This is a genomic window from Paenibacillus lactis (assembly GCF_017873605.1).
Lineage (GTDB): Bacteria > Bacillota > Bacilli > Paenibacillales > Paenibacillaceae > Paenibacillus_AQ > Paenibacillus_AQ lactis.
In genome coordinates, this window is record NZ_JAGGKI010000016.1 from 1 (window position 1) to 16,152 (window position 16,152).

Below are 16,152 nucleotides of genomic sequence, written 5' to 3' on the forward strand. Positions count from 1 at the left end.
CGGATCGGACGCCACAACAATTTAAAGCTTGTGCTGGAGACCGTACAAGCAGCTGTACATAAACGCAAAGTAGCCAACCTGCTGCTCCACAGCGATCAGGGCTTCCAGTATACTCACAAGGAGTACCATGCTTTTTTGAAGCGTAAGAAAATTAAAGTGAGTATGTCGCGTAAGGGAAACTGCTGGGATAACGCTTGTATCGAGAGCTTCTTTGGACACCTGAAGTCAGAATGTCTTCGACTCGACACTTTCTCGACCGAGGAAGAGCTCGTAAAGGCAATTGAACGATATATCCATTTTTACAACCATGAACGTTTTCAACAAAAACTAAACAACCTTAGTCCGGTTGAGTACCGAACTAGGGTTGCTTAAGGCTGCTTTTTTAGGCTGTCTACTTGACAGGGTTAAGTTCAGGGTCGGCGGCTTGCAGAACATGCTTATTTATATCGTTTAAAACATTCCGTTTCTGGCGTTCCAATTTTAGCGTTCCGTCTTTTCCTTCGACGGGCAAGATCTTGCAGAGGCTACACATCCTTGATCTTCTCACCGGATTCGGCTTTCCCGGCTTGCAGCTGCTCCCGCTCGCGCCGGAGCACAGGCTTCAGATCGTCATGGACGCTCCCCTCCCACAGGGACACGCCTGAACGATAGGCTGCCCGTCCGTTCAGATGACCCGCCACCGGGCCGGTAATGAACACAAACACGATCCCAAGAAGAAGCTTAACGCTGATATGGTCCAGATAGAAAGCGAAATACAGGAAGGCTCCGGCCAAAATCATCAGAACACCGAGCGTAGCGCTCTTGGTAGCGGCATGGGAACGCATATACACGTCCGGCAGCCGGACGAGGCCAAAGGCGCTTAAAGCGCCTAGAAGCGCACCGAGAAGCACGATAATAGCAATCAGAAACTCACCGATCCGGCTCATCATTTCAGCGGTCAATGACATCACCCCTCTCAATGTATCTGGCCAGCGCTGTCGTTCCGATAAACGTTAATATCCCGATCAGCAGGATAATGTCAACATATACCGAGGTCCTGAACAGCATGCAGAGCACAGCGATGATCGAGAGCAGCAGAATGCCGATGGTGTCCAGCGACATGATCCGGTCATTCATGGACGGTCCCTTGATCAGCCGGTACAGACAGGCGAGAATCGCCAGCGACAATATGATGAGCGAAGCAATCAGTATCCCGTTAATCATGTCCGGGTCACCTCCTTAATCGCGCGCTCGAATGTTCCCCGGATCTGTTCCGACAGCTCGTCGGTATCTTCGATATCCATCGCGTGTATATACAGGGTCTGGCCGTCCGGGGATACTTCCAGTGTAAGGGTTCCCGGCGTCAAGCATATGAGGCATGAGAGCACGGTAATTTCCCAATCCGTCTTCAGCTCGGTCCTATACGCGAAGATGCCGGGCCGCACATTTAGCTTCGGCTGCAAAATCTGGCCAATCACGGTGACGCTCGACTTGAACAGCTCTTTGAAGAACAGGAGCAGCAGCAGCAAAATCGACCACAGCCTCCGCATATAAAAGCCATCCGGCCAGAATCTCCGCAGCAAGAAAATCATCAGCATGCCTATGATATAGCCGACAATGAATTGCTGCGGGGTCGGCTCGTCTTTCAAAAACATCCAAATCATCGCAATGACGATATTCAAAAGGATTTGTTGTCCCATAACCACTACTCCTTTAATACGGCGTTAATGTACAGGGACGGATCCGTCAGCACCGCTCCTGCCTGCGAGGTATACGAGTATACCCACTCGGAGCCGACACCCATCAGAATGACGATCAGCGTTAAGCCGATCGCCGCACCGTATGCCGTGCGAGGAATTTTGACCGGCTGCTGCTCCCGGCGGGCCGGTGAATCGCCCCAGAACGCGCCCATGAACACCTTGATGAGTGAATACAGCACGAGCAGACTGGATAGAAGCCCAATGCCGCTGAGCCAGTAATGCCCTTCCTGCAACCCGCCCTGGAGAATTAACACTTTCCCCAAAAATCCGCTGAGCGGCGGAATGCCGACGAGCGCAAGCAAGGCGATGAAGAACATCCAGCCAATCCAAGGATATCGCTTTATTAAACCGCCCATCTCACCCAGCTTGGCCGTGCCGGCGCTCGTAATGATCATGCCTCCCAGGATGAACAGCAGCGCCTTGGCAGCCATGTCGTGCAGCAGGTAGAATACCGTGCCGTTCAGCGATGCTTCGCTGACCGAGGCGATACCAAATGCGATAAATCCGACGCTGATCACGATGTTATAGTTCAAGACGCGGCCGATGTCTTTGTACGCTACAGCCCCGAGTCCTCCAAGAATCATCGTCGCAGCCGCCATCCATCCGATGATCATATGGATGCCGCCGGTTTCGTGATAGAAGATCAAGGTGAAGGTCCGAATAATGGCATATAGACCAACCTTCGTCAGAAGGGCACCGAACAGCGCCGTCACCGCGGCGGGAGGGGCGTTATACGAGCCCGGCAGCCAGAAGAACAGAAACAATCCGGCTTTTAATGCGAACACGATCAGGAACAGAATGCCGATCACCGACAGAATGCCCTCCTGCTGCACCTCGGCTACGCGCAGGGAGAGATGGGCCATGTTCAACGTGCCGACCGTGCCGTACAAATACGCAACAGCAGCTACGAATAGTGTGGATGAAATAATGTTGATCAGCATGTATTTGAGCGTTTCCCGCAGCTGTCGCTTGGTGCCCCCGAGGACGATCAGTGCATAGGAAGAGATCAGCATCACCTCGAAGCAGACGAACAAGTTGAACAGATCTCCGGTCAGAAACGAACCGATAACACCGGCAAGCAAAAACTGAAAAAACGTATAAAAATAATGCTTTTCCCTTTCCTCCCCGATGCTGCGAAAGGCGTAGAACAGACAGGCTGCCGCTACGAGAAGCGTCATGAGCACCAGCAAAGCCGCAAGCATATCCGCCACGAACACGATGCCGTGCGGCGGAAGCCATCCGCCCATATGAAGCGTCTGGATGCCTTCACTGTCCACCTGATATACGATAAACAGGGCAACAAGAACATTCAGTGCAACGCTGATTGCACTCATCCAGCGCTGAAGCCTAATATTCTTCGCACAGAAGATAAGAAGAACGGCGGTAACCAGCGGGATCAGCAGCGGAAGGACAATTACATTATTCATCGTCCTTCCCCCTTAGCTCTTCCATATTGTCCGTGCCGAGGCGCTGATACGCCTTGTAGGCTAGAACGAAGAAGAATGAAGTGACCCCGAAGCTGATTACGATGGATGTCAGAATGAGCGCCTGCGGCACGGGATCCACATAAGAGGATGCCTCCTCGCCCAGCAAGGGAGCGGCGCCGGTCTTCAAACGCGACATCGTCAGCAGAAGCAGATGGACTCCATGGGTCAGCAGGTTCGTGCCGAGTATGATGCGCAGGAGGCTTTTGGACAAGATCTGATACACACCGACCGCAAAGAGAATGCCAATGGCCAGCGACATGTATAATTCCACGGTTATTGATCCCTCCCGATTGAATTGATGATGGTCATGGTGACGCCTACAACCGCAAGATAGACCCCGAGATCAAACAGAACGGCAGTCGCTAGCTCGGTATCTCCTAGCAAAGGCAGATCGAAGTGCCCGAAGGCATGGCTCAGGAACGGCACACCGAGCACCAGCGAGCCGATGCCTGTAAGAAGCGCGATGAGCAGTCCCATGGCCGTCACCTTCCGGAATTGAACCGGAATGACATTGCGCGTCACGTCCATGCCGAACGCCATGGACAGCAGGACAAGCGCCGCCGCTGTCATTAATCCGCCGATAAATCCGCCTCCCGGCTCGTTGTGCCCGGCACTGAAGAGATACCAGGAGAAAGTGACCACGATGAAAATAACGACCTTCGACACCGTGCGCAGGATGACGTCGTTTCTGCTAGGCAGGTAAACCTCTTGGTATGGATCACGCTGTCCAAGTAATTGCTCACCCAAATCTACCCTGATCAACGCATAGATGCCTAGCGAAGCGATGCCGAGCACCATGATTTCGAGCAGCGTATCGAATCCGCGGAAGTCCACAAGAATAACGTTGACGATGTTCTTGCCGCCTGCGGATGGATAGCTTTCCTTAATGAAGAAATCAGCGATGGAATCGAACGAGCGTCCAGTGCTCGCCGCCAGCGCAATCAGTGTGACGACGACCCCGACGCCGGCTGATATCAGCAGATTCCTCCATTTCAATCCCATCGGAACCTTCTCCCGCTTCAGCTTCGGCAAATGATAGAAACACAGCAGGAACAGCATGACCGATACCGTCTCGACAATCATCTGCGTAAGCGCCAGGTCCGGTGCGCGAAACAGCACGAAGAACAACGTAACCATATAACCGGCCGCCCCCGTCAGGATGATGGCCATCAGACGCGTTCGAACGAAAGGCAGCACCAGCACAGGGATAACCAGCGCGATGATGGCCACGGCTTCATAGAAAGAGATCGGCGCGTACGAGCCGCTGCCGCCGAAATGGATATCTCCGATCAGCAGCAGTCCTCCCCCCAGAGCCAGGATGAAGAAAGCGAAAATATAAATCACATAATGACGAACCGATCCGGTCATATACGTCGACGTTATCGATTTCCCTCCTCCCTCCAGCGCGCGCAGCCCCCGGTCGTATAGACGATTCAAGGTAAAATTCTTGGTCAAGGCTTGGTTCAGCACGCCGACGGAACCATGCAGCTTATAGAGCAAGGAACCGATGACGATGATGCCGATCGTCATGAAAATTTCCGTCGTCCAGCCATGCCACATTTCGATCTTGACGTGGAAGGTGTCGCCGGGTTCGAGCAATGCGGGATGGATTGCCGTCATCGCCGGCTCGATCAACGAGTAGGACAGCAGATTCGGGAACAGCCCGAAGATAATCGCTAGCGAAGCCAGTACAACCGGCGGAATGAGCATGCCGATCGGGGCTTCGTGCGGCTTCTTCTCAAGCTTTTCAGGCTGATACTTCCCGGTGAAGGTTTTGAACACCAATATCATGCTGTACAAGAACGTGAATACGCTCGCTGTCCAAGCGACCACCGGAATAAGAATTCCCCAGGTTTCGGCATCCCAGAAGTTCATCTGTGACGCTTGAAGGACAGCTGTAAAGAACATCTCCTTACTAAGAAACCCGTTAAACGGCGGCAATCCCGCCATAGAAAATGCGCCAATCAACGCGACGGTGAACGTAATCGGCATGAGATTCAGCAGGCCGCCAAGCTTGCGCAGGTCGCGCGTTCCCGTCTCATGGTCCACAATGCCGACCACCATGAACAGCGCACCTTTAAAGATGGCATGGTTCATCAAGTGAAAGATCGCGGCCGTTGTCGCTTTGGCATAGATGACGGAATCCGGCCCTGCGCCGAAGTAGGCGGCAGCCGAGCCCAGTCCGAGCAAGCTCATGATCAGTCCAAGCTGGCTGACGGTCGAGAAGGCAAGCAGCGCCTTCAGATCCGTCTGCTTGATGGCTCTCAGTGACGCGTACATCAAAGTGGTCAAGCCGGTGATCGTGATGATCCAGAACCACCATGAATGGCCTGCAAATACCGGGCTGAAGCGGGCAACCAAATAAATGCCCGCCTTGACCATCGTTGCCGAATGAAGATAGGCGCTGACCGGGGTCGGCGCCTCCATGGCATCCGGAAGCCAGATATGGAACGGGAACTGGGCGGATTTCGTGAATGCACCCAGCAGGATCAAGATCATGGCCGGAAGGAACAGCGGTTCTCCCGTTATGGTTCTAATAGAAGCGACGATCTCCCGAATGCTGAAAGTTCCGGTCATCACGTAGAGCACGATGAAGCCTGCCAGCATGGCCAGCCCGCCGAACACCGTGATGAGCATGGATTTCAGCGCTCCATATCTTGAACGATCCCGGTGATGCCAGAAGGCGATCAGAAGAAACGACGAGATGCTCGTCAATTCCCAGAACCCGTACAAGACTAGCAGATTGTCAGACAATACGACGCCGAGCATAGCTCCCATGAACAAGAGCAGATAAACATAGAAGCGCTGGACGGCCTCTTTGGTGCGATCCATATAAAAGATAGAATACAAGACCACAAGGGAACCGATCCCCGATATTAATAGTGCAAATATTAAGCTGAGACCATCCAGGTACAACGTTATGTCGATACCGAGCGATGGAATCCACGCTGCCCGTACATGCTGCGGTTCACCTCCCTGAATGGTCGGTATTCGCCCCAGAAAGTACGCGAATAAGATGACGGGCACCGGCAGGACCGCCCAGCCGGCATGGATTCGACTCAAGGGCTTTCGCAGCAGCATAACCCCAAGGGCGACGATAAAAGGTGCCAGAACGGCGATGTGCAGCAATGACAAAATCTACTCCTCCTATAGTCTGAATTTTTCCTGCATTTAGTATTTCCCCAAATATCCGGTTCAAAGACCAGAAAAACACAAAAAGAGCCCGCTGTTGGCAGGCTCCTCCGGGTAAAACATATCGTATTGTCTCGCGTCACACTGATGAAAAGTATATATGCAGATCGCTGCTTTGTCAAAGATTTCTTCGGGAATGAAAATCATGGAATGGGGACAACACTGTAGGGAAAGGAGTGAGATGTATCATGGTAAAAAAAGCCATTCTATGCGTCTTGGTTTTCATCGTGCTGCTCGCCGCGGCATATTTGGCGGATTCCGCCTCGCGCACCCGATACCGGCCGGGAAGCTCCCAGATGATGCAGCAGCCGGGAGGAACCTTGGAAATCTATCAATCCGAAGATATCCGGAATACATCATCCGGCTTCTCGCCGCGTGAATATATTAAGATCCTCCGGGGCATGCCCGAACCCTCTTCCGACGACACTCCGTAATGAAGCCTATGAACCGTTGGATCGTCATGACTTAACCGTGGATCTGAACCTCCTTGTCGCACTTTAAGCGTTTGCTTCTTCTTCTGGACAAGATCAGGATGAGGGCCAATGCGAGTACGGCCACTGCCCCTGCCAGATAATATCCGTATCGGTTAATGAGCGCACCGATATGGTCAACCACTTGATCGCCGACGTACATGCCCAAGGAAAAATAGCCCACGGTCCATAACAATGATGCCGAATAGGAAAAAAGCGCAAATTTCCGGTAAGGCATCCCTTTCATGCCAACCGCATAGGGAGTCACGTTACGAAGAATCGGCAGAAACGCGCTGATGCAGATCGCATAATTGCCGTATTGGCGGGTCAGCCGTTCGGAGACGTCAAGGAATTGCCGGATACTCTTTTTGTCCCCAAAACGGTCCAACAGACGGCTAGCCGTAAAGCGGCTAAGCATAAAGCCTACGGTAGCTCCGGAGCATACCCCGAGATATAACATCACAAACGAAGGGAACGGCGCTAATATTTCGGATGCGGCCAGCGCCCCGCCCGTCATGGCAACGACCTCGTTGGGCACAGGCAGACCGATAACCCCAAGGCATAAGACGAGAAATAAAGCGTAATGCCCGATTTGTTCAATAAAATTAAGCAGCGTGTCCACGCGCCGGCCCCCTAATCCGTCCAAAAGTATATAACCAGCTTACTGAATGCTCGGCATTCGGAAAACGTGCTCAAGACGAGGTTCATAACTAGACCTGAGACTAGGAATTGTTGGGTGCGGGACGATTAAAGTTGTTTGAAAGCCTCGATGAATGTCCGGGGATCCTCTTTCACCGTATAGGAATATACGCCCTGCTGGGTATGCAAATACAAGAATCCCCCCTCCCCGCCAATCGTACGATACGAGAGATCAAACACCTGACCCAGCGGAAAAACCCGATACTTTGTAACGATTCTGTCTTCGTACAGGTACATCTTCCGCCTTTGCTCTTCGGTTCTTTGTTCGATGCCGTCCACGACGCGATTGATTTTGTAATAAGGCTGTACTGCGATCCAATTCATGGTCTCCCTCCTATTGGGCTGGGCTCCTCATTTGGAAGAAGGTTTTCGGTTGTTCTTGCTCCTCCCTCGCCTCTTGATCCATTCCATGAGCTCAAGGCACCCGATAAATAACACAAACACTGCAAATAACGCGCCTGCCCGCATGGGTTCAATGAGTCCCGCTGAAGAAGCGGCAATCCCGGCGATGCCTACGATAACGATCCCGAGCACGGATAGCTTCCATCCTGTAAACATATGTATGCTCCTATTAATTACGTAATTAGTGCATCTTATGAATCTTCAATGTGCCAATATATCGCTCGCGCCAGATTCAATGCACTTTAAAATTGTTTTCCATTTCAGTTATAGGGCCTATAAGCAACCATGTCAAATCTGCATTTGAATCTGGCTGCTGCACGATGCTCAGCGTCGACGCTCGGATCACAAGCCCTGCAGGCATGATCCGTAAGCACGAATAGCAATTGAGAAGAAATGCGATGCCGTCAGGTATGATAGATTAACATTGATCGATGCGATATCAAGTTGAAAGGATTGAGGAGAGCAAATGGGTACGCTGAAGCCATATCTTATTTCCGTAAATGCTAGGGAACAGGCGGATTTCTATTTAAAGTCGCTCAGCGGGAAGATCATATCCATCATGACGCATGAGGAGGCAATGGGCACGCAATCCGAACTGAAAGACAAGGTTATGCATATGTGTCTGAATCTTGCCGGTGATAATTACATTTTCATGGCGGATGCCATCGAGCCCTCGTCCCCCGGTAACGATATCTATCTGTCTATCGATTATGATAATATAACCGAGGCCGAAGAAGCTTTTCAGAAGCTTGCCGAGGGGGGAAAGGTGAACTATCCGTTTGAGCTCCAGCCGTTCGGCATCTATTTAGGCGAGGTTCGGGATAAGTATGGCGTACAATGGATGATTACCGCCGAGACGAAGGCGGACGCGACATAGATCCTTGTACGAAGCATCGGCTTTGCCTCAGTGCTTTGACGGGATAATTTGTGGGAGCGTTAAAGCAGCATTTCCATCCGGGAGGAGGAGCTGTTTCGGGAGAATTTCGCGATGTCCTGAGGCAGCGCCTCCTTTTTTTATGCTGTATTCACCACGGCTCTTACGCTTAAGCTGCTCTGCCGGCAAACTTTGAATTGCCAATATCGTGCTTCATTTGCCATAATTAAGGAAGGAGAGAACCTTTCTGCCTCCGGACCAACAAACAGAAACAGGAGGAATATGCGATGAATACGACGGGCTGGATCATTCTCATTTTGTTTATCATTGCGGATGTTTTCATCATATCTTACCTTGTGAGGCGATCGTCGCGGAAAGAGCGGGCAATAAGCCCAGTACGCCGGAGAAATCCTTTCCAGAATGCACCCGAACCGCCACAAGTGGCCGAGCCCGGGAGTCCCGCTTACGCACTTTCCAAGCGTCTGGAAGCTTCCCTGCCCTCCGCCTTGCCGGATGCCGTTAAGCAGCGAGTGATGACCGAATATCCCGAATTAACGGAGCGGGAATATGAATGGCGGTGGGTTGAGCTCAAGCGATTTTTTATCATGTGTGCCGTCATGGACCGCGTACCGATGTTCAGCAAAGCGGTCGACGAAGTATGGCATGAGATGCTGATGTATACATACGAGTATCAACAATTTTCGGACCGTTTCCTCGGACGGATGCTGCATCATGCGCCCAATACCGGCAGCGAGCAGGTATCCATGAAGAACGAGCGGGCATGGTTCGATGTTATATACGTGCAATTATTCGGGTGGAATGAATACAGCGCTGTCTTGTGGGGACCCTTCTTCCGTGTTCCCCTGCCGCTCGAAGAGCTGGAGGAGTTTCGTCACACCCATTCTTTCATCGAAAATGAGCGTTTCAATTCGTGGACGTATGAGCGACTGCCCGAAGCCGCCGAGGCCATCGACCAGGTTGTCGGCGGACTCAAGGAGCGGCTGTCGGAAGCCGAGAACGGCTCCCCGCCGGCAAGCCGTAAGGTGGATTACGGAAATAATGAGGTGCTCCTTGCCTCGGCAGTCTTCTTTGCCTGGCATTATTCCGATGATTTCATGCATCGGATGGAACCTGAAGAGAAGTATACGGAGAAGACTGCCGGAGCAACCGGCAGCAGCTGCACCTACGCCTCCGCCTGCGGTTCAGGGGGACATGATGACGCAGGTGACGGAGGCGGCAGCGGCAGCGATGCATCCTGCAGCAGCGGATCTTCCTGCAGCGGCGGCTCCTCTTGCAGCAGCTGCGGTGGAGGCGGCTGCAGCAGCTAATAACGCTTCGGTGAACAGAACAGATGCCACGTCGTGGGGTCTGCGTGGGTTGATTGGTAATACGTGTTATTTACTAACCATGTTAAAAAGATTTATGGGAATGGAGACTGTTCAATTTTTTAAAGGCCGGATTTTCCTACTTCTAAGGAATCCGGCTTTTGTTTTTTCTCTGATCGTGGTCGTGACGAATGTTTTGTAATGATCTGTATATCGGACCGAACCTTTTTTTCAAAGCGAGACAATATAGGGTGTAAGCTGCTTACTCAGGAGGGCCCTCTGAATGCAAAGTGATGATATGTACCAGTTACTCACAAAAATGAAAGATGGTGATCAACAGGCATTTCATTCGATCTATGATGCCACCTATCAGGACGTGTACCGTACAGTCTCGTTTCTGGTCGATCATCCGCAGGACCGGGAAGATGTCATGAACGAAATCTACATGCAAATGTGGACGTCCCTTGCAAATTACGATGCCAACCGGCCATTCCGCTTCTGGCTGCACGGCTTGGTCATCCGTCAGGTGCAGAGATTCCGGGTTAAACGCTGGCGGAGATTCCGGATTTTTGAACGCATTCGTGCCTTCTCGCGGGAAGAGTCTCATTGGGATCAGCCTGCCGTGTTGATGGATGGGACGAACCAGATGATATCACAAGCCATTCAAAAGCTGACCGACAAACAGCGAACCGTGATCATCCTCCGCTTTTTTCACGACTATACGCTTGAGGAAATCGCGACATTGCTCGATATTCCGCTCGGTACCGTCAAGTCCAGATATCATGCCGGCCTTCAGGCGCTTCGAAAACACATAGGGAATCTCCCCCCAGAGAGGATGGAAAAGATCTATGACTATTGAACACAAAATCCGTGAACATCTGCATCATGAAGCAGAAAAAATGGATTGCCCCCCGGCAATTTCCAAACGAATCGAACAATCCTATTCAAAATATTTGCTGAGAAAAAGGAGCCAAAAACCTATGAAAAAACGTATGATTGCCGGCATCGTTGCCACCGCGATTTTGATTCCCACCGCAGCGTTTGCTGCCCCTACCCTGATTGACATGCTGACGAGAACACCGATGACTGCTGAACAAATCAAGACAGATAAGGTTGGCAAAGCTACGCTCGAGAAGCTGTATCGCGCATTTCCCGAAACGAAATCGTTCGAGATCATCGAGGCAAGCGCCGTACAAGGTGTCCAAACCAGCATAATCCTCCAGGAAAAAGGTGGGGGCGGCAAGAAAATTACCCTTCATACAAACAGTGCTACCGGTGAGATTGAACACATAATTCAAGAGAATTGGGAGTCTAGGGAAAAGCCTCTTACGGATTTAACCGATCTTGAACTCAAGTCGAAGGTTGATCATCTCATCAGTACATTATATGGCAGCATCGAAGCGTATGAGTTTACTATGGAGCAAATGGAGAACCCGGATCAAAAAACGTTGATGTTGAATTACGCCCAAAAGGGATCAGAGAGACCGGTCTATCAGGTTATGGTTCAGGATAATACAATCAGCGTTTCTGTAATTGGAGGTGAGACTGCATCTTCGAATAGTAAAGTAGAAGGTTTCTTCTCTACAGATGGTCTGCCTGATTACTTTGCCGATGCCTATTTGAATGATGAAAAACTCTTTTCTCTGCTAAACATGAGTCCGTCCGAATTAAAACAAGAATTAGCCAAAGGAAAATCTGTAGTGGAGATTGCTGCAGCTAAAAATGTCTCAAAGCAGCAAGTGATCGATGTTATTTCGAAAACTCAGGTTGATGTACAACTTGAAGCTGAACATAATGGCGAAATTCCTAATAACAATCTTTCATATGAACAACTGTTAAAAGAGATTGAGCCCAAAGTGCTGCAAGTTATTGAATACAAAGCTGAAGCACCTTCGAACAAATAAGAAGCACTAAAGACGCCAGTCGTATGGACCCAGTCCATTCATAATTCAAATCAAGAGCGCAAAAACCCTGCGGGTTAATGCGCTCTTGTCGTTCCATGGCCAAACGAGAGTATCGGTTCATTACAAGTAATCCAGGCTATTTAGTATCAGCAGCAATCCAACGATACACATGATCCAGGATAGTGCGGAACTCGAATTATTGGAGACCTGCTTCTGGATATAATTGAGCGGTCTTTGCATTGACCTGCCCAGAAGCTTATGCAAGGCGTACAGAATCAATGGCGGGAGCACCATCACCACATTATATGCGATCAATAGAGGAAGCCATTGATAGAACGCCAACCCGGCATTCGTCATTAAACCGATCGCCGCGAAATAAGGAAAAGCCGTGCCGACCTCGATCAGCGATGTCGTAACGCCAAGCGCCACCATAGCGGCAATGCTTTTTGACCGGGGATTCGTTAAACTGGGTTGTTTCCTCTTGGGAACATAAAAGCTCCATACAAACAAAATGACGCCGATGATAAACAGAAGCCAACTAACTGCGCGGCTTTGGAAAAAGCCTGAGAATATTTCAAACACAACGCCCAGTCCGAGCTTGAGCGCGATGCTAACGGCAAAATAGAATCCGGCGACCGTCAGAAGATAAACCACTAATCTTGACCCTAATCTTCGCTTCTCGGTAAGCAGCAAGTAGACTGTTACGCCGAGTGTAGCCGGACTAAGGGTATCCAATAAGGATAGTCCGCCGATCATTAAGATTAACTCGGTACTCATGCTTCCCCTCCCTGTCTGAAGTCTCCTTCGGCCGTGTTTGAGATGTAAATCTCATACGCTCGCTCCAAGTATTCGAGTACCTCAGGCTCGATTGGATACATCCCCAGCTGCTCCGATGCGGAGGGGGATTTCCTCAGCTCCCATAGTTTATCGATAAACTCATCTTCCAGCGGAAATTCTTCGGCTTGTTTTTCCAGCATGCGCCTGATCACATTTTGCACATTAGGCGAGGAAGGTACTTCACTTGCATGGTATTTGATAATAAGGCCAATAAGCGCAATCCATTCCATGGATTCGGGATGCTCGCCATTCATATTCGGCAATTTGGTCCATAGCTTTAGCTCGGTATCACTGAACATCTTTTCCCTAAAGTGCATGGGTCTTTTCTTATCCTGCATGGATAGCTTGATCAGTTTTTGTACCGCCTGCTCTTGATTCCCCGCCTCAACCGCAATGCCGTTTAACAACGTGCGCAGGGACAGCTCCATTTCCTTTAATCTCGCCTGCTCCTCCTGAATATAGGTTAATTGATTCACGAGTCCGGTTGTCCAATTCCAATTCGGATCGGTAAGCATCTCCTGAATTTCTTGCAGTCGATACCCCATGCTTTTATAAAATTGGATCTGCTGAAGCTTCTGAAGATCCTCATCCGAATACAGACGATGGCCTCCCTCTGTTTTCGAAGAACATTCGAGCAAGCCGATTTGATCATAATATCGCAGCGTTCGGACGGTAATATGGGTCTGCTTCGCCACTTCGTTAATATGGATCATGCATTATTTCCTCCACGCCCTGATTTCTTTGATCATTCCTTATACAAAGCATACTTTAAGAGATAGCCCACTCCAAGGCCAACGCATACAGCCGGTAGAGGCTTATCGACCATCAGACCGATCCCCCCTCCTATAATGACGCATCCGTATATAATCATGTCGCCTTTTTTCAAACAATCGTCTCCTTTTCACATCATTTAGCATCCAGAGGATCCTCAGCAAGGCCATTATAATAAATGACGTAACGTCAGTTTCAAGCTTTTATTAAAATAAACTTGCTTACTGAGAGGAATTTTCCGTCCTCAACAAAAAAAGCACCTGCCCATCAATGATGGTTCAGATGCTTTCACATTAGTTATTGATAATCATGCGCATTACAAGTTTGACGAGAGGACCATATCGGACCGGGTTTGCGGGCCGATCTTGCGGACAGCGATACCATTGCGCTCCGCCCATTTTGTCAATTGGCGGATCCCTTCGCAGTTCTTATCTTCGAATTTAAAGCTGCAGAACAGCGGGGTTACATTCTTGTCTTTCAGGCTCAGATGGAATGCTGCTTTGTGACATCCGGAAACCTTGATCTCCCGGATCTGCTCAGCCTTCACCAAAGCACCGTTAATGGTAATGGTATCGGAATTCTCTTGAATCCGGATTTCCCGTTTGATCAACCGCGCATATCCCTCAATCGCGAGGGCTACCAGCATAACCGCATTCACTGCCATCTGCATATAGAATAAAACAGGATAGGAGTACTCCGTCAGGGTTGCGACTTGAAACATAATAATGCTGATGACCAGCGAAAAAATTAAAATGTCCTTCATTCTTGTGGAGTAATGGATGGCAAACTTCATTTTGATCAGCTCCGTTCCGTCTGTAAGGGTTTACATGTGCTTCTTCTCTTATTATAACACCATTGTACATAATTTTGACAGATTTAATTCATATTTTCGTCAAAAATATGCTGTGCACCACGCTCCATTCTATGCTTACCCCGATCATTTTGGCGGAGAGGATCGGCAGTTCCCGCAAAAAAAAGAAGATACCGGCCTACTCCTTAGGCTGGTATCTCCTTATGATTCTCTTGTATTCGGATGTCCTGTTTACTTGCTTAGTACTCTTGGCCCGTCTTTGTGACGGAACCATTTCATCCCAACAGAAACGGTATCCATTAGGTTGATGATTATGATGATGTAAATGAGCCCTTCCCTGGACTGATTCCAAATCCGATTTACGGTATTATACGATTCTTCGCCCGTGGTCAGCAGGTTGGCATCCACGAGCTGGTTCATAAACGTCGGGTTCATGATGGCCGGATCCGAAAGTATGACGATGGCAGCAATCGTAAATACGACATTGAAAATGAGATGTACAGCCACCAGCTGAGAGGTCCATTTTCGCAAGATGAGTTTCATTGTGTCCTTCAAAATGCCGATCGCCGTCACGGCCCAGATGAAAGGTAAATAGATCGCGAACGCTTCTTTATCAAACACCGGTATGTTAAAGGATTGCTCGCCCGAAAAACGGATCACCCCGATCCAATCGATTGAGAACGTGAACACGACAAAGAACAGGATCGATGCCAAAAAACCGATCATTGGCTCAATGGGCTTAATGCGCGTAGCAGAATCGGGGACGGGCTCCAGGTGCGACGGCTCCCAATCCTTCGCCTTGTCGGTTCGTGCTCCAAGGTATTCGATAAAGGCAAAAATCCCCGTTACCCATGCGAACCCTTGAATGCTAACACTCAATATCGTCACAAAATATTCAAGCAGCGTCTCCCCCGAGCTGTCTGTGCTCGAAAAATATTCAATAATATACGAAATGCTGAGGAAGATCACCAGAGAATATATGACAATCTTCAGCACTGACCAATATCCGTCGATCAATCCCGGACCGATCAAATACCTTTCCTTGACCCTATATCGAGCCGCCATTTCGTTTGGCGGGCCGAGCTTCAGCAGCACCTGTTCTACATCCTCACGGCTGGCTGCGTCACCTGGAGCCCCGCGGTCCTCCAACATGTCCTCTATAAGTCCCCGCAATTCCATTTCGATATCAGCCCTTTGCGGCACGGGCAGCTTTTGGGTTACGGCATATACATACCTGTTTATCAGATCCGTCATGGGTCTCTCTTCTCCTCCTTGGCGTCGACGAGTCCCTCGAGGCTCGTCATCATATCCTTCCATTCCCTGTACAGCTGGCTGTAGATTTCCTTGCCCATCTTACTAATGATGTAGTACTTTCTAGGTCTTGCCTCGTTCGTATCCCACTGACTTTCAAGCAGGCCTTGCTTCTCCAATCTTCGCAACAGCGGGTATAGCGTGCCCGCCTCGACGCCGATTCCCTTCTCCTGCAATATGGCAACGAGGGAGTAACCATACTGCGGTTCTGACAACTGGCTGAGCACGCCAATAATGATCGTGCCTCTTCGAAGCTCCTGTACCAGTCCATGCAATATCTCTTGATCTTCAGACATGTCATCAACTCCTGGAAATAATTATAGTGTACGT

General features: G+C 50.0%; 20 protein-coding genes. 6 read left to right on the forward strand and 14 right to left on the reverse strand.

The features are described from left to right. Positions 1-372: IS3 family transposase (locus J2Z18_RS23320; RefSeq protein ID WP_210095445.1), on the forward strand; the 372-nt coding region annotated here is incomplete at its 5' end. A gap of 152 nt (positions 373-524) precedes the next feature. Here the strand turns inward: J2Z18_RS23320 and mnhG are convergent. The 6 genes from mnhG to J2Z18_RS23350 are packed head-to-tail and all read right to left on the reverse strand — an operon-like array spanning position 525 to position 6,361. After that, complete coding sequence (mnhG, locus tag J2Z18_RS23325) at positions 525-926, reverse strand: monovalent cation/H(+) antiporter subunit G (RefSeq protein ID WP_040738260.1); 402 nt, start codon at positions 924-926, stop codon at positions 525-527. Between the two features lie 4 nt (positions 927-930). Then, the gene (locus J2Z18_RS23330) at positions 931-1,203 is read right to left on the reverse strand and encodes a Na(+)/H(+) antiporter subunit F1 (RefSeq protein ID WP_007128406.1); all 273 of its coding nucleotides are present in this window, start codon (positions 1,201-1,203) and stop codon (positions 931-933) included. Then, positions 1,200-1,679: a Na+/H+ antiporter subunit E gene (locus J2Z18_RS23335; RefSeq protein WP_007128407.1), complete on the reverse strand. Its 480-nt coding sequence runs from the start codon at positions 1,677-1,679 to the stop codon at positions 1,200-1,202. The genes J2Z18_RS23330 and J2Z18_RS23335 overlap by 4 nt, the downstream gene beginning before the upstream one ends. 5 nt (positions 1,680-1,684) lie before the next feature. Then, positions 1,685-3,166: a Na+/H+ antiporter subunit D gene (locus J2Z18_RS23340; protein WP_007128408.1), complete on the reverse strand. Its 1,482-nt coding sequence runs from the start codon at positions 3,164-3,166 to the stop codon at positions 1,685-1,687. Continuing rightward, positions 3,159-3,497 (reverse strand): Na(+)/H(+) antiporter subunit C, encoded by a 339-nt coding sequence (locus J2Z18_RS23345; RefSeq protein WP_007128409.1) that lies wholly within the window; start codon positions 3,495-3,497, stop codon positions 3,159-3,161. Before J2Z18_RS23345 ends, J2Z18_RS23340 begins: the two co-directional genes overlap by 8 nt. A gap of 2 nt (positions 3,498-3,499) precedes the next feature. Continuing rightward, positions 3,500-6,361, reverse strand: coding sequence for a Na+/H+ antiporter subunit A (locus tag J2Z18_RS23350; protein ID WP_007128410.1), 2,862 nt, complete (start codon positions 6,359-6,361; stop codon positions 3,500-3,502). Between the two features lie 245 nt (positions 6,362-6,606). On the opposite strand from J2Z18_RS23350, the gene J2Z18_RS23355 reads away from it, so the two are divergent. Next, entirely contained in the window at positions 6,607-6,852 is a 246-nt protein-coding gene (locus J2Z18_RS23355) for a hypothetical protein (protein ID WP_007128411.1), read from the forward strand. Between the two features lie 31 nt (positions 6,853-6,883). On the opposite strand, the gene J2Z18_RS23360 is transcribed toward J2Z18_RS23355, so the two are convergent. The 3 genes from J2Z18_RS23360 to J2Z18_RS23370 all read right to left on the reverse strand — a co-directional run bounded on the left by J2Z18_RS23360 (position 6,884) and on the right by J2Z18_RS23370 (position 8,145). Beyond that, on the reverse strand, positions 6,884-7,510 hold the full coding sequence (locus J2Z18_RS23360) for a DedA family protein (protein WP_007128412.1): 627 nt from the start codon (positions 7,508-7,510) through the stop codon (positions 6,884-6,886). 125 nt (positions 7,511-7,635) lie between these two features. Continuing rightward, the gene (locus tag J2Z18_RS23365; protein ID WP_007128413.1) at positions 7,636-7,911 is read right to left on the reverse strand and encodes a hypothetical protein; all 276 of its coding nucleotides are present in this window, start codon (positions 7,909-7,911) and stop codon (positions 7,636-7,638) included. Between the two features lie 27 nt (positions 7,912-7,938). Next, complete coding sequence (locus J2Z18_RS23370; RefSeq protein WP_007128414.1) at positions 7,939-8,145, reverse strand: hypothetical protein; 207 nt, start codon at positions 8,143-8,145, stop codon at positions 7,939-7,941. Between the two features lie 310 nt (positions 8,146-8,455). Here J2Z18_RS23370 and J2Z18_RS23375 point away from each other — a divergent pair, with 310 nt between their 5' ends. From J2Z18_RS23375 to J2Z18_RS23390, 4 genes are all read left to right on the forward strand, one after another. After that, on the forward strand, positions 8,456-8,866 hold the full coding sequence (locus J2Z18_RS23375; protein ID WP_007128415.1) for a VOC family protein: 411 nt from the start codon (positions 8,456-8,458) through the stop codon (positions 8,864-8,866). Between the two features lie 284 nt (positions 8,867-9,150). Beyond that, positions 9,151-10,191, forward strand: coding sequence for a UCP032817 domain-containing protein (locus J2Z18_RS23380; protein ID WP_007128416.1), 1,041 nt, complete (start codon positions 9,151-9,153; stop codon positions 10,189-10,191). 280 nt (positions 10,192-10,471) lie between these two features. Then, the gene (locus tag J2Z18_RS23385; protein WP_007128417.1) at positions 10,472-11,047 is read left to right on the forward strand and encodes a sigma-70 family RNA polymerase sigma factor; all 576 of its coding nucleotides are present in this window, start codon (positions 10,472-10,474) and stop codon (positions 11,045-11,047) included. Then, positions 11,037-12,092 carry a hypothetical protein gene (locus J2Z18_RS23390; RefSeq protein WP_208604278.1) on the forward strand — a complete coding sequence of 352 codons (1,056 nt, stop codon included), beginning with the start codon at positions 11,037-11,039 and terminating at the stop codon, positions 12,090-12,092. The genes J2Z18_RS23385 and J2Z18_RS23390 overlap by 11 nt, the downstream gene beginning before the upstream one ends. A 120-nt stretch (positions 12,093-12,212) precedes the next feature. Here the strand turns inward: J2Z18_RS23390 and J2Z18_RS23395 are convergent, their stop codons facing one another. The 5 genes from J2Z18_RS23395 to J2Z18_RS23415 form a co-directional block, all read right to left on the reverse strand. Beyond that, a complete protein-coding gene (locus tag J2Z18_RS23395) occupies positions 12,213-12,869 on the reverse strand; it encodes a GAP family protein (protein ID WP_210095446.1) in 657 nt (218 codons plus the stop codon). Further along, positions 12,866-13,642 (reverse strand): MerR family transcriptional regulator, encoded by a 777-nt coding sequence (locus J2Z18_RS23400; RefSeq protein ID WP_007128420.1) that lies wholly within the window; start codon positions 13,640-13,642, stop codon positions 12,866-12,868. Before J2Z18_RS23400 ends, J2Z18_RS23395 begins: the two co-directional genes overlap by 4 nt. Before the next feature lie 374 nt (positions 13,643-14,016). Next, entirely contained in the window at positions 14,017-14,493 is a 477-nt protein-coding gene (locus J2Z18_RS23405) for a hypothetical protein (RefSeq protein ID WP_007128422.1), read from the reverse strand. 249 nt (positions 14,494-14,742) lie between these two features. Next, on the reverse strand, positions 14,743-15,765 hold the full coding sequence (locus J2Z18_RS23410) for a hypothetical protein (protein WP_007128423.1): 1,023 nt from the start codon (positions 15,763-15,765) through the stop codon (positions 14,743-14,745). Beyond that, positions 15,762-16,118: a PadR family transcriptional regulator gene (locus J2Z18_RS23415; RefSeq protein WP_007128424.1), complete on the reverse strand. Its 357-nt coding sequence runs from the start codon at positions 16,116-16,118 to the stop codon at positions 15,762-15,764. The genes J2Z18_RS23410 and J2Z18_RS23415 overlap by 4 nt, the downstream gene beginning before the upstream one ends. Positions 16,119-16,152: the final 34 nt, after the last annotated feature.